12 protein-coding genes are annotated in these 12,731 nt (G+C 55.8%); 4 read left to right on the top strand and 8 right to left on the bottom strand.

Annotated elements, in window-relative coordinates:
• From ACOOFE_RS03860 to ACOOFE_RS03875, 4 genes are all read left to right on the top strand, one after another.
• Positions 1-1,023, top strand: a complete 1,023-nt coding sequence (locus ACOOFE_RS03860; RefSeq protein ID WP_420415540.1) for an ABC transporter permease — start codon at positions 1-3, stop codon at positions 1,021-1,023.
• Between the two features lie 97 nt (positions 1,024-1,120).
• The gene (locus ACOOFE_RS03865; protein WP_420413734.1) at positions 1,121-2,077 is read left to right on the top strand and encodes a substrate-binding domain-containing protein; all 957 of its coding nucleotides are present in this window, start codon (positions 1,121-1,123) and stop codon (positions 2,075-2,077) included.
• A 77-nt stretch (positions 2,078-2,154) separates the two neighbouring features.
• The gene (locus ACOOFE_RS03870; RefSeq protein ID WP_420413735.1) at positions 2,155-3,210 is read left to right on the top strand and encodes a sugar phosphate isomerase/epimerase family protein; all 1,056 of its coding nucleotides are present in this window, start codon (positions 2,155-2,157) and stop codon (positions 3,208-3,210) included.
• A 9-nt stretch (positions 3,211-3,219) separates the two neighbouring features.
• Positions 3,220-4,377, top strand: coding sequence for a Gfo/Idh/MocA family protein (locus tag ACOOFE_RS03875; RefSeq protein ID WP_420413736.1), 1,158 nt, complete (start codon positions 3,220-3,222; stop codon positions 4,375-4,377).
• A gap of 79 nt (positions 4,378-4,456) precedes the next feature.
• Here ACOOFE_RS03875 and ACOOFE_RS03880 read toward each other — a convergent pair whose 3' ends face one another.
• From ACOOFE_RS03880 to ACOOFE_RS03915, 8 genes are all read right to left on the bottom strand, one after another.
• A complete protein-coding gene (locus tag ACOOFE_RS03880; protein WP_420413737.1) occupies positions 4,457-5,482 on the bottom strand; it encodes a trans-3-hydroxy-L-proline dehydratase in 1,026 nt (341 codons plus the stop codon).
• A 10-nt stretch (positions 5,483-5,492) separates the two neighbouring features.
• Positions 5,493-6,596 (bottom strand): cis-3-hydroxy-L-proline dehydratase, encoded by a 1,104-nt coding sequence (locus ACOOFE_RS03885; protein ID WP_420413738.1) that lies wholly within the window; start codon positions 6,594-6,596, stop codon positions 5,493-5,495.
• A gap of 23 nt (positions 6,597-6,619) precedes the next feature.
• The gene (locus tag ACOOFE_RS03890) at positions 6,620-7,870 is read right to left on the bottom strand and encodes an NAD(P)/FAD-dependent oxidoreductase (protein ID WP_420413739.1); all 1,251 of its coding nucleotides are present in this window, start codon (positions 7,868-7,870) and stop codon (positions 6,620-6,622) included.
• 58 nt (positions 7,871-7,928) lie between these two features.
• A complete protein-coding gene (locus ACOOFE_RS03895) occupies positions 7,929-9,359 on the bottom strand; it encodes an aldehyde dehydrogenase family protein (RefSeq protein WP_420413740.1) in 1,431 nt (476 codons plus the stop codon).
• Between the two features lie 14 nt (positions 9,360-9,373).
• Positions 9,374-10,306, bottom strand: coding sequence for a proline racemase family protein (locus ACOOFE_RS03900; RefSeq protein WP_420413741.1), 933 nt, complete (start codon positions 10,304-10,306; stop codon positions 9,374-9,376).
• Entirely contained in the window at positions 10,297-11,256 is a 960-nt protein-coding gene (locus tag ACOOFE_RS03905; protein WP_420413742.1) for a dihydrodipicolinate synthase family protein, read from the bottom strand. Before ACOOFE_RS03905 ends, ACOOFE_RS03900 begins: the two co-directional genes overlap by 10 nt.
• An 84-nt stretch (positions 11,257-11,340) precedes the next feature.
• Entirely contained in the window at positions 11,341-12,063 is a 723-nt protein-coding gene (locus tag ACOOFE_RS03910; RefSeq protein WP_420413743.1) for an amino acid ABC transporter ATP-binding protein, read from the bottom strand.
• Complete coding sequence (locus ACOOFE_RS03915) at positions 12,060-12,722, bottom strand: amino acid ABC transporter permease (RefSeq protein ID WP_420413744.1); 663 nt, start codon at positions 12,720-12,722, stop codon at positions 12,060-12,062. Before ACOOFE_RS03915 ends, ACOOFE_RS03910 begins: the two co-directional genes overlap by 4 nt.
• Positions 12,723-12,731: the final 9 nt, after the last annotated feature.

The raw sequence follows: 12,731 nt of genomic DNA on the forward strand, positions 1-12,731 counted from the left end.
ATGATGACCGCATCGGAAAACGCCGGCGTAAAACCGGCCAAGCGGTGGTCCGTAGACCTTAAAACTCTCGGACCTGCACTCGCGCTGCTGCTGCTTTGTATTATCGGTTTTCTGCTGAACCCGGCCTTTGTCAGCGAAGGCAATCTTGCCAATTTGCTCACACGATCTGCCTTTATTGGCATCATCGCGGTCGGAGCAACATTTGTGATCACTGCTGGTGGCATCGATCTGTCGGTCGGATCCATGGCGGCAGCGATTTCCGGTGTGATGATCATTGTCATGAACAATGCAGTCGACACTCTTGGAACCGGAATTCCGACCGTTCTTCTCGGCTGTGGGCTGGCAATCCTGCTCGGCATTGGCGCGGGTTGGATCAACGGCGCGCTGACAACCAAAGGCAAAATCGAAGCTTTTATCGTAACCCTCGGTACGATGGGGATTTACCGCTCACTCGTGACTTATTTCGCTGATGGCGGCACGTTGTCCTTGAATTTTGACATCCGCGGCACCTACCGGCCGGTCTATTATGACAGCTTCTTGGGACTGCCGATTCCGGTCTGGGTCTTCATCGGTGTTGCCATCTGCGGCTGGCTACTTCTGAACCGGACCGCTTTCGGTCGTTACTGCACGGCGATCGGATCGAACGAGGCTGTTGCCAAGTATTCCGCGATCAACGTCGACCGGGTCAAAACGCTCACCTACATCATTCAGGGCCTGTGTGTTTCCTTTGCCACGATAATCTATGTGCCCCGTCTCGGGTCAGCCTCGGCGTCGACCGGCGTGCTGTGGGAATTGGAAGCAATTGCGGCGGTGATCATTGGCGGAACGGTGCTGAAAGGCGGTTATGGCCGGATCGGCGGGACTATTCTGGGGGCTTTGATCCTGACCACCATCGGCAACATTTTGAACTTCACCGATATGATCTCGAACTATCTGAACGGCACCATGCAAGGTTTGATCATCATCGTGGCTGTTCTTTTGCAACGAAGCGACTGGAAACTGAGCAAGAGCAACAAAGAGTAGCTCGTTAATCCAAGGAATCGGGACCCGTCCCCAACTTGAACCGGCTCGCACCGGACGGGAGAGGTGCGTCTAATCGAAGGTATTGGAGGAGGAAACAATGCTGGTAAGAAAAACATTGGGAGCATTGGCTGTAACCGGATTGCTTGCATTTGCAGGCGCTGCAACAGCTGCAGATAAAATCAAGATTGGCGTCAGCTATCCGACGCCTACCCATGCCTGGGCAGCCGGCATGAACTGGCATGCGGAGCAGGCCGAAAAGCGGCTGGAAAAGCTCTATCCTGATGTGGATCTGATCCTAGTGAACTCACCGGATCCGGGCGCGCAGGCAAGTGCTCTGGAGGACCTGGTGTCTGTTCATCAGATTGACGCCTTGGTAGTGCTGCCGTTTGAATCTGAGCCGCTCACTGATCCAGTTTTGAACGTCAAGAAATCTGGTGCCTGGATCACCGTTGTTGACCGTGGTCTCAGCCAGCCGGGCATCGAGGATCTTTATGTCGCTGGTAACAATCCGGAACTCGGCCGGGTGTCTGCCCAATACATGAAGGGCCGTTTGAAGGATGGCGACAACATCGTTGTTCTGCGCGGCATTCCGACGGTGATCGACAATGAGCGCTTTGATGCTTTCATGACAGAGATCGAAGGCTCCGGCATCAATGTTCTTGATCACAAACATGCCAACTGGAACCGCGACGACGGCTTTGAAGTCATGCAGGACTTCCTGTCCCGCTTCCCGGACATTGATGCGGTCTGGGCTCAAGATGATGACATCGCAATTGGTGTTGTGGCTGCTCTGAAACAGGCTGGCCGGGATGGCAATGGCATGTTCGTCGTCGGCGGTGCCGGCATGAAGGAAATCATCAAGGGCATCATGGACGGCGATGAGCTGATCCCGGTTGATGTGCTGTATCCGCCGGCAATGATCGCAACTGCGATGGATGCAACGGTTGCTGCATTCAAGTCCAATGGTCCGGTTGCCGGCCGCTACATTCTCGGTGCGACCTTGATCACTCGTGAGAACGCAGAAAGCTACTACTTCCCAGAGTCACCGTTCTAAGACCTGGCACGAAAACCAGGGCCGGAGTTTGATCGAAAACACCGGCCCTCTTTGTCTTTAGATTTTGGGAGGCCATCATGAAAACAATTAAAGGGCCGGCGTTGTTTCTGGCTCAATTCGCAGGGGATGAAGCCCCGTTCAATTCCTGGGATTCCATCACCAAATGGGCAGCCGATTGTGGCTACAAAGGTGTCCAGGTTCCAAGCTGGGATGGCCGCCTTATCGATCTGGAGAAGGCTGCAAGCTCGATCGGTTACTGCGAGGAAATTGCGGGAACGGCCAAGGAAAATGGTGTCGAAGTCACTGAGCTTTCAACACATCTGCAAGGCCAGCTGGTTGCGGTTCATCCTGCGTATGATTCAGCCTTTGACGGTTTTGCAGCGCCGGAAGTCCGCGGCAATTCGGCTGCACGTCAAGCCTGGGCTGTGGAGCAGCTGAAACAGGCACTGACCGCCAGCCGGAACCTTGGCATCTCCGCCCATGCGACATTCTCCGGTGCTCTTGCCTGGCCTTACATTTATCCGTGGCCGCAACGTCCGGCTGGTCTTGTTGAAACCGCCTTTGATGAACTCGCCAAACGCTGGCGGCCGATCCTCGATTATGCCGACGATATGGGCGTCGACGTTTGTTACGAGATCCATCCCGGCGAAGATCTTCATGACGGCATTACGTATGAGATGTTCCTGGAGCGGGTTAATAATCACGCGCGGGCAAAGATGCTCTATGACCCGTCCCACTACGTTCTCCAGTGCCTCGACTATCTGGACAACATCGACATTTATAAAGACCGGATCGGCATGTTTCACGTCAAGGACGCTGAGTTCAACCCAACCGGCCGGCAAGGCGTTTACAGCGGCTATCAGCCGTGGGTAGACCGGGCAGGACGGTTCCGCTCGCTCGGTGACGGCCAAGTCGATTTCAGTGCGATCTTTTCAAAAATGGCCGCCAATAATTTCGACGGTTGGGCTGTGGTTGAATGGGAATGTTGCTTGAAACACCCCGAAGATGGTGCGCGGGAAGGGGCCCAGTTCGTTGCCGACCACATTATCCGCGTGACGGAAAAGGCTTTTGACGATTTCGCCGATGGCGGGACGGATGAAGCTGCCAACCGCAAGATGCTGGGTATTTCCTAGGAGAGATTGATGGCTATTGAAGGAAAAGAAAACACAGCCAACAGGCCGCTCCGCCTTGGCATGGTTGGCGGCGGCAAGGATGCCTTTATCGGGGCTGTTCACCGGATTGCGGCGCGGCTGGATGCGAGTTTTGAGCTTGTGGCTGGTGCATTATCATCAACACCGGAAAAGGCGCAGGAGTCGGGCCGCGCGCTCGGCCTCAACGATGACCGAATCTATGATTCCTATTCTGATATGGCCAAGCGGGAAGCGCGGCTGAAGGATGGAATTGATGCAGTGGCCATCGTCACGCCGAACCATGTGCATTATCCGGCTGCCCGCGAGTTCTTGAAGCGTGGCATTCATGTGATCTGCGATAAGCCGCTGACATCAACGCTTGCGGACGCCAATAAATTGGCGAAGGCTGTTGAGGCGTCGAGTGGATTGTTCTTCCTGACCCACAATTACACCGGCTATCCGATGGTTCGGCAGGCGCGGGAAATGGTCGCGAATGGAGACCTCGGCGAGATCCGCGTTGTTCAGGTCGAATATCCTCAGGACTGGCTGACAGTCGAACAACACAACAAACAGGCCGATTGGCGCACGGATCCAACCCGTTCGGGTGCGGGCGGATCAACAGGCGACATTGGTACGCACGCCTATAATCTTGCCTGTTTCATCACCGGTCAAACAGCGGAAAGTCTGGCTGCGGATCTTCAATCCTTTGTTCCGGGCCGTCAGGTTGATGACAACGGTCATGTGCTCTTACGCTTCGCCAGCGGTGCTAGAGGAATGCTCTGGTGTTCGCAAGTCGCGCCGGGCAATGAGAACAATCTCAAAATCCGGATCTATGGAGATAAGGGTGGGCTTGAGTGGCATCAGGAACATCCGAACCATCTTCATTTCACACCGTTCGGACAGCCGCAGCAACTGATCACTCGTGGAGGCGCAGGTATGCTGGAGAGCGTTGGTCCGACTACACGGATCCCGCCCGGTCATCCGGAAGGCTATCTGGAAGGATTTGCGAACATCTACAAAGAAGCGGCGGACGCCATCCGCGCACATCAAAGCGGCAAGGCGGTACAGACACTGGTTCCGGGTATAGCCGAAGGTGTCGCCGGTGTCCGGTTCGTTGATGCGTGTGTCCGTTCGTCTTCCAGGAATGCGGCTTGGGTCAAACTGACCTAAGTGCATAAAACGTCTCACCTGCCGCAGAGGTGCGCATCTTTCCGCAGCAGGTGAGATAAGTTGCAGGTTGGGTGGGGACTTAAGCGCCCCAGGTGTCACTCAGCTTGTAACCGGCTGGCCAAGGATCGCTGGGATCCAGCATGTGCTGGTGGGTTCCGGTGATCCAGCCCCGGCCGCTGATTTGTGGGACGATGCCTGGCCGCCCGCCGACTGATTGTTCAGCCAGGATTTTTCCGGTGAACCTGGAGCCGATGATTGAAATCGCTTCAAACTCTTGACCAACAGACATTTGGCCACGCGCAGCCATAAGCGCCATTCGGGCTGAAACCGCTGTTCCGCACGGAGAGCGGTCTACTTTTCCTGGTTGGATGGCGATCGCCGATCTACCGGTAAAGCCTCTTTCGGTCTTTTCAACCGGACCGCAAAACGCACAAAACGAAATGCTGTTCCAATCGGCGTTCTCAGGATGGGAGAAACCCAGCTGCTCGTTTGCTGCATTGGTGATACGAACACCAAGATGTGCGATTTCAGCGGCTTCGCTTTCGACGATTTCTAGTCCGAGTGCTTTTGCATCGACGACAACAAAGCTGTCTCCGCCATAGGCAGTGTCGACAGTCAACGTTCCAATACCTTCAACTTCCAGCTTTGCATCCAATTGATCCGCGAAACTGGCAACGTTCTGGACATGAATGCGCTCAGCTTTGCCGTTCCGGCAGTCTGCCTTTACCCGAACAAGCCCGCCGGGCGCTTCCAAAGTCAGCTCTGTGACCGGCTCGGTCATCGGAAGTATTCCGCTGTCCAGCAAGACCGTCGACACACAAATCGAATTGGAGCCTGACATCGGAGGTGTGTCCTCGGGCTCCATGATGATGAAAGCTGCATCTGCCGCTGGATTCTTTGGCGGCACCAGAAAATTGACATGCCGGAAGACGCCGCCACGCGGTTCGTTCAGAACGAAGTTCCGGAGTGTCTGGTCCTCGGCGATAAAACTGCGTTGATCCCATAAAGTCTTGCCTGGGGGCGGGGTGACACCTCCTACGATCACATCACCGACTTCTCCTTCGGCATGACAAGAGACAACATGGATGGTTTTGCTGCTGCGCATTGTCTTGTCCTCACGAATAGCTGGCGACGGGATCGCCAAGGGCGTCAAAGATCGGTGTGATGCCAAGGCCCGGCCGGTCTGACGCGGTCATCCGGCCGTTATCCCGTTTTGGCGCGCCTTCAGCGATATCGACTGTGCCATAGCTGTTGAAGTCTGTGGCGGAGAAGGTGAATTCGGACGGTGTTGACCGGGCCAGATGCGCAATGGTCGCTGTCGTGATGTCGCCACCCCAGGTGTCTTCAATAGTCATCGGAATACCATGAACAACGCAGAGATCGCGCATCAGTTTGGCCTTGGTCAAACCGCCAACCTTCGAAATCTTCAAATTGATACAATCCATGGCGTCATCGGCGAGGCCGCGGACCAGCATGTTCGGCCCGTCGATCACTTCATCCATGACAAACGGCAGCGCTGTGCGACGGCGGATGGAGATACTTTCTTCGTAGGTCAGGCAAGGCTGTTCGATATAGACATCCAGCGCCGACACTGCGCCCACAACCCGGGCTGCCTCATGGCGTGTCCAGCCTGTGTTGGCGTCGGCAACCAGAATGTCAGAGGGGCGTAAAACAGCCCGCGTGGCCTTGATACGCTCAATGTCATCATTGGCATCGCCGCCCACCTTCAACTGGAACTTGGTGTACCCTTCCGCCGCATAGCCTTCGATCTTGGCCGCCATGGTTTCAGGCGCTTCTTGGCTGATGGCGCGGTAAAGTACAACATCGTCCTGCGCGGCGCCGCCAAGAAGCGTATAGACGGGCTGGCCGGTTGCCTTGCCCAGAAGATCCCAGCAGGCGATGTCGACTGGGGCCTTGGCGTAGGGATGACCTCTTAGCGCTGCATCCATCACCCGGTTGATCTCGCCGATGTTGAGCGGATCTTTGCCAATCAGGTGCGGAGCAAGCTCCTGTATCCCGCTTCGCACACCCAGCGCATAGCTCGGCAGATAGGCCGATCCGAGCGGGCAGCATTCTGCATACCCTTTCAGCCCTTCATCGGTGATGATTTCCAGCACTGTGCTGTCAAATACTTCGACGAAATTGCTGTTGGACCAACTGTAGCGGCCCTCCTTCAAAGGAAGGTCCACCTGGTAGACATTGATGGCGGAGATTTTCATGGTGTCCCTCCAATTATTGAGGCTCAGAAGCGGTTGGGTGAATAAGCGGAAAGGTCGATCGGCGGCGGTGCGCTTTTGGCGATGGTCGCCACAATTTCAGCGGTGCCTGCCGCCTGTGTGAGACCCAGATGGCCATGGCCGAACGCATAAATGATACGAGGATCCTTGGAAGAGCGGCCGATGACCGGCAGGCTGTCCGGAAGAGACGGACGGAAGCCCATCCATTGTCTGCCGGTGTTTGCTCCTATGCCGGGCAAGAAGGATTTGGCTTTGTCAAAAAGGATTTGTGATCGGTTGTAGTTCGGTGGCAGCTTGAGCCCGCCCAGTTCAACCGCGCCGCCCACCCGGATGCCGTTGTTAATGCGGGTCACAACAAAGCCATGACCGGGAAAGGTCAGATGTGTCCGAAGACCGAAAGCCTCATCAGAAATCGTCGTGTTGTAGCCCCGCTCGGTTTCCAGCGGGAAATTGTCACCAACTGACTGCGCAAGGTGATGAGACCAGGCTCCGGTGCAGATGATCACCTGTTGGGCGAGATGATTTCCCGCCGAAGATATTATCTGGATCGCGGCCTCTTTCGCCTGAAGCGTGAGTACATTTCCGGTTTCGACAAGCCCGCCTCGGGATTTGAAAAGGTCCGTCAGATGCGCAAGCCAAGCAGCGGGATCACACGTATTGATCCAATCCGGTGTGTAGCCCGCATAGACGAACCGGTCATTGATACCCGGCTGGATTTCTGCAATTTCCGCAGCACTTTTCAGGAGCTTGAAATCCACGCCATGCTCCCGGCGGAGATCCCAGCCTGGAAGGCTGGAACGGAATTCCCGTTCGCTTTCATAGAGCTGTAGCTGCCCATCCCGCTGGATGAGATGTTCGGCTGACGTATCCTTGATCTGCCGCTCAAGTGCCTCTTGTGACAGTTTCATCAGGCTTGCTTGAGCGCCGAGGCTATTATGGTAACGGTCCGGAAGACTTGCCCGCCAAAACCGCAACAGCCACGGCAGGATCTGGAGCGCGTAGGCCGGCGGGATCGACAGTGGTCCGAGCGGATCAAGCAACCACTTCGGTGCCTTAAGCATAATACCGGGCGCAGCCAGCGGCATGATGTCGGCAAACGCAAAAGCGCCCGCGTTCATTTCAGAAGCCCGGGGATTGCCGTCTTGCCGGTCGAGGATTGTCACCTTCCGCCCTTCTGCCTGGAGCGCAAGAGCAGTGCAGGTTCCAACGATCCCTGCGCCGATCACAATCACGTCTTTGATATTTGGATCCGTCATGGAAAATCAGCCGCAATTTCCCGCCAGAGCAAAGTGTCTGGCGGGAACCGAATAGACTTTAGGGGAGGGTGTAGGCGGTTTTTACCGTGGTGTAGAATTCCGCGGCGTAGCGCCCTTGTTCCCGCGAGCCGAAACTGGAGCCTTTGGTGCCGCCAAAGGGGACGTGATAGTCGACACCAGCTGTTGGCAGATTGACCATCACCATTCCAGCCTGAGAGTTCCGCTTGAAATGATGGGCGTGTTTCAGCGATGTCGTGCAGATACCAGCGCTCAGACCAAACTCCGTGTCATTGGCAACGGCGAGCGCTTCATCGTAATCCTTTACGCGAACCACAGAGGCGACCGGACCGAAGACTTCTTCCCGGTTGATGCGCATATCGTTGCTGGTTTCGGTGATGAGGGCAGGCGCCATGAAGAAGCCTTTGGTTTGGAGATCAAGGCGCTGTCCACCCAGAACCTTGCCACCTTCACTGCCGGCAATATCCACATAGGAGAGATTTTGTTCCAGCTGCCGATTATCGATGACAGGGCCCATCTGGATGCCGGCTTCCAACGCATGCCCGACTTTCAGCGCGACCATCCGGTCGTAGAGTGTCGCGACGAACTGATCATGGATTTCCTCCGTCAAGATCAATCGGGAACTGGCGGTACAGCGTTGACCCGTTGAGAAGAACGCGCCGTTGAGACAGGCCTCCACGGCAATGTCGAGGTCAGCATCATCAAGGACCACCATCGGGTTCTTACCACCCATCTCCAGCTGAACTTTTTTCAGCTTTGCGCCACAGGCTGCTGCAATACCGCGGCCAGTCGGAACCGATCCTGTGAAGGAGATGGCATTGACCTTTTCATTGTCGATCATGCGCGGACCGAGTTCGGAACCACGTCCGAACACAAGATTGACCACACCGTCTGGAAGGCCTGACCTGGACACAATTTCGACAAGCGCATGAGCGCTGGCAGGAACCAGTTCGGCGGGCTTCAGGACAACTGCATTGCCGAAGCATATTGCCGGAGCCAGTTTCCAAGCTGGAATGGCAATCGGGAAGTTCCACGGCGTAATCAGACCGACAACTCCGACCGGTGACCGGGTAACATCCACCTCAATTCCAGGGCGGACAGAAGCAAGATGATCTCCCGACTGGCGCAAAGCTTCACCCGCAAAGAATTTGAAGATCTGTCCTGCGCGAGTAGCTTCTCCGATCCCCTCCGGCAGGGTTTTGCCTTCTTCTCTGGAAAGCAATCTTCCCAGTTCTTGTTTGCGCGCAAGGATCTCTGTGCCGATGAAATCCAGAACATCAAATCGTTGTTGTGGTGTCGAAGCTGCCCAGCCTGGAGCCGCTTCGTGCGCTGCATCAATGGCCTTATCAAGATCGGAAACGGTACCCTTGGCAGCAAAACCGATTGTATCTGTTGTGTCGGAGGGATTGATGTTCGGGATGCTTTCAGCGGTTGCGGCCCACGCTCCGCCGATGAAATTTTTATAGTCCATGATGTGGTCCAGATTTAAGGCCGGATGCCCAGACGATAGGGGTCGGCCAGATTGAAAATCAGATTTGCGTCAGACGTGACAAAGGCTTGTCCGGTGATGGTCGGGAGAACCCCCTTGCCTGTTCCGGGCTGGTATGAGGCCCGGTAAGTACTGCCGATGACGCTTTCCTGTATCCAGGTTTCTCCCGGCGCTAGAACGCCGTCTTCAGCGAGACAGGCGAGTTTGGCTGAACACCCGGTCCCGCACGGTGACCGGTCGTAAGCGCCGCCAGGGCAAAGAACGAAGTTCCGGCTGTTTGAAGATGGATCGACAGGCGGCCCAAAGAGTTCGATATGATCAATCCAGGCCCCATCCGCTCCGGTGATACCTGCGTCTTCAAGCGCTGCGCGGATGTCCTTTGTATAGGCGGTCAAATCCGGGACATTCGCCAAAGTCAGGTCGATCGGGCTCTCTTTAACCAGGAAAAACCAATTGCCGCCGTAAGCAACATCTCCAGTGACTTTCCCGTGCCCCGGAACATCAACAGAAACGTCTTTATGGAGGCGATAGCTTTCCACATTCGCAACAGCGACAGTGTTGGCATCAAGCAGGTCGACCTCGACGATGCCAACCGGGGTTTCTATGCGGTGTTGTCCGTGCGGCATTCTTCCAAGATGGGCGAGCGTAACAGCCAAACCTATCGTTGCGTGGCCGCACATGCCGAGGTTTTGTAGGTTGTTGAAGTAGATCACTGCTGCTGCGCAGTCTGGTTGGGACGGCGGTAAGAGCAAAGCACCAACAATCGCATCGTGCCCCCGTGGTTCCAGAACCACGGATGAGCAGAAATCAAGATGCTCTGCTTCCAGGCGCGCCGCTCGTTCGGCAAGCGAGCCGGGTCCAAGATCCGGTCCACCATCAACGACCAGCCGGGTTGGCTCTCCGGCTGTATGGCTGTCGATTACGCGCATTCTGCCAGGACTCCGCCCTGCCCGCACCAGTCGGCGTACCAGGTTTTGAAGAGGTCATATTGCGCTTCGATGTAACCGCGCTGGGCGTCCGTCAGGGCGTCCGTCTCATTGAAGTGCAGGCGGTATTCATCTTCACCGTTCAGAACCATCAGGTGTTTGTAGTAGAGCACAAGATCCGGCCCTTCATCGAAGCTGGAAAGGACGCCAAGCGCTTCTTCAAGTTCTTTTGCCCGGTTCCGAGCTTCCGCGTTTCCTTCGGCCGCCTTTTTGCAGAGAGCTACCAGATGAAGCACAGCGTCCGGCAGGGCATTGCCGATGCCTGTTATGGCGCCGGTTGCTCCGCAATTGACGAAGCCATGGTAGACTGCGGTGTCGACCCCGACCATCAAAGTAACATCAGCATCCTGAGACGTGATGTTTTCGGCTGCATAGCGCAGGTCATCGTGGCCGCCGAACTCCTTGAAACCAATTAGGTTTGGAAACTGCTTTCGCAGATCGAAGAAAAGATCTGCTCGGGTTGCAAAGCCATAATAGGGGCTGTTGTAGATGACAGCCGGAAGGTTCGGCGCTGCAGACAGAATGGCACTGAAGTGATTGCGCTGGGCTATCGCTGAAACACCGCGGGATAAAACTCTCGGGATCACCATCAAACCATGAGCACCCACCTTTGCGGCATGGGCGGCATGCGCGACAGCCGACCTGGTGTTAACTGCGCCCGTACCGACAATTGTCGGAACATCGGCTTTGACGAGGCGCTCGACGCCTTCCATGCGCTCTTCATCGGTCAAGAGCGGCCAATCGCCCATGGAGCCGCAATAAACAACAGCTGACATGCCTTTGGAAATCAGGTCCTGTCCCTTTTTTACCAACGCATCGAAGTCCGGTGTCCGGTCTGCTTTACACGGGGTCATCAGGGCCGGAATGGTGCCGGAAAAAATGTTTGAGGACATTGCCTTCTCCTTTTTGGGTCGAGCCGAACGGCCGCTGGAAATCCGAGCGTAAACCGTTGGCTTCGAAATTTAAATCAGCGCTGTTCAGCGCACATTAGACAGGAATTTTCGGGTGTGTTCGGATTGTGCATCCCCAAACACTTGTTCGGGCGGGCCTATCTCTTCCATGACGCCGTGGTGGAAGTAGGCGACGCGATCGGAGACATCGCGCGCAAACCCCATTTCATGGGTGACACAGATCATCGTCATGCCCTCTTCGGCAAGCAGCCGCATGGTGTCGAGCACCTCGCCAACCAGTTCGGGATCGAGCGCTGATGTCGCTTCGTCAAACAGCATATAGGCCGGTTCCATGGCGAGCGCCCTTGCGATTGCGAGGCGTTGCTGTTGGCCGCCGGACAGAGCACTTGGATAGACATTTAGCTTGTCTTCCAAGCCGACATGCTTGAGTCGTTGTTCGGCCATCGCATTGGCTTCCGCACGGGTTTTGCCTTTCACAATCTTCGGTGCAAGGGCGACATTTTCCAAGGCTGTCAAATGCGGGAAGCTGTTCCACTGCTGGAACACCATGCCGAGTTTCTGGCGCAGTTTGTTGATGTCTGTGCTCTTGTCATGAACGTTAGTGCCGTCCACGAGAACCGAGCCTTTTTGGATCGGCTCCAGTCCATTGATGCAATAGAGCAGAGTTGATTTGCCGGAGCCGGACGCGCCGATGACGGAGAGTACTTCGCCCTTGTCGACATCCAAGTCGATGCCTTTGAGGACTTGAAGCGCACCGAAGTATTTTTCTAGACCGCGTATCTCGATCATTGGGCCCACCTTTTTTCTAGTTGTGCGGCATAGCGCGAGATCGGAAAGGACAGCGCGAAATAGAACGCACCGGCGATTGCTAGGATCAGGAAGGGTTCCTGGGTCCGGGTAATCAGGATCTGGCTGGCTTTCAGAAGTTCGACATATCCAAGGACAGAGACCAAGGCGCTGTCCTTCATGACGCCGAGCGCAACACCGACCCAGGATGGAAAGACCGCACGGCCACCGATCGGCAGAACAACATGGCGCATGTCCTGCCAATAACTCAGGCCAAGCGAGCGGGCGGCGCGGCGCATCGGTTTGCCGACCGCCTCAATGCCGCCGCGGGCAACATTGGCGACCAGGGACGCCGTATAGATCGTCAGAACCACCACTCCGGAGCCAAACGGACCAAAATCCAGGCCGATAATGGGCGCGAAGTTGTAGAAAAGGACCAGCTGGATGATCAGTGGGATCGACCGGAAGATATCCAGAACCGGCGCCAGCGTCATGGCTCCCAGAAGTTTGCCTTCGTAGAGCAGCCAGCCAAAGAAGATTCCGAGAACCGTTCCAAGGGAAATTGATACGGCCGAGATCCAGAGTGTACGGAGCGCTGCCTCGCCCAGAAACCACAGGTCATTGATGGAAAAGCCACTGAAGAAGCTTATCGTCTCTTGCACGGTCATCTC

This window comes from Roseibium sp., from assembly GCF_965216085.1.
Classification (GTDB): Bacteria; Pseudomonadota; Alphaproteobacteria; order Rhizobiales; family Stappiaceae; genus Roseibium.

Coding starts and splice junctions, on each gene's coding strand:
- ACOOFE_RS03860 (WP_420415540.1), top strand. CDS start 1: ATGATGACCGCATCGGAAAACGCCGGCGTAAAACCGGCCAAGCGGTGG.
- ACOOFE_RS03865 (WP_420413734.1), top strand. CDS start 1,121: ATGCTGGTAAGAAAAACATTGGGAGCATTGGCTGTAACCGGATTGCTT.
- ACOOFE_RS03870 (WP_420413735.1), top strand. CDS start 2,155: ATGAAAACAATTAAAGGGCCGGCGTTGTTTCTGGCTCAATTCGCAGGG.
- ACOOFE_RS03875 (WP_420413736.1), top strand. CDS start 3,220: ATGGCTATTGAAGGAAAAGAAAACACAGCCAACAGGCCGCTCCGCCTT.
- ACOOFE_RS03880 (WP_420413737.1), bottom strand. CDS start 5,482: ATGCGCAGCAGCAAAACCATCCATGTTGTCTCTTGTCATGCCGAAGGA.
- ACOOFE_RS03885 (WP_420413738.1), bottom strand. CDS start 6,596: ATGAAAATCTCCGCCATCAATGTCTACCAGGTGGACCTTCCTTTGAAG.
- ACOOFE_RS03890 (WP_420413739.1), bottom strand. CDS start 7,870: ATGACGGATCCAAATATCAAAGACGTGATTGTGATCGGCGCAGGGATC.
- ACOOFE_RS03895 (WP_420413740.1), bottom strand. CDS start 9,359: ATGGACTATAAAAATTTCATCGGCGGAGCGTGGGCCGCAACCGCTGAA.
- ACOOFE_RS03900 (WP_420413741.1), bottom strand. CDS start 10,306: ATGCGCGTAATCGACAGCCATACAGCCGGAGAGCCAACCCGGCTGGTC.
- ACOOFE_RS03905 (WP_420413742.1), bottom strand. CDS start 11,256: ATGTCCTCAAACATTTTTTCCGGCACCATTCCGGCCCTGATGACCCCG.
- ACOOFE_RS03910 (WP_420413743.1), bottom strand. CDS start 12,063: ATGATCGAGATACGCGGTCTAGAAAAATACTTCGGTGCGCTTCAAGTC.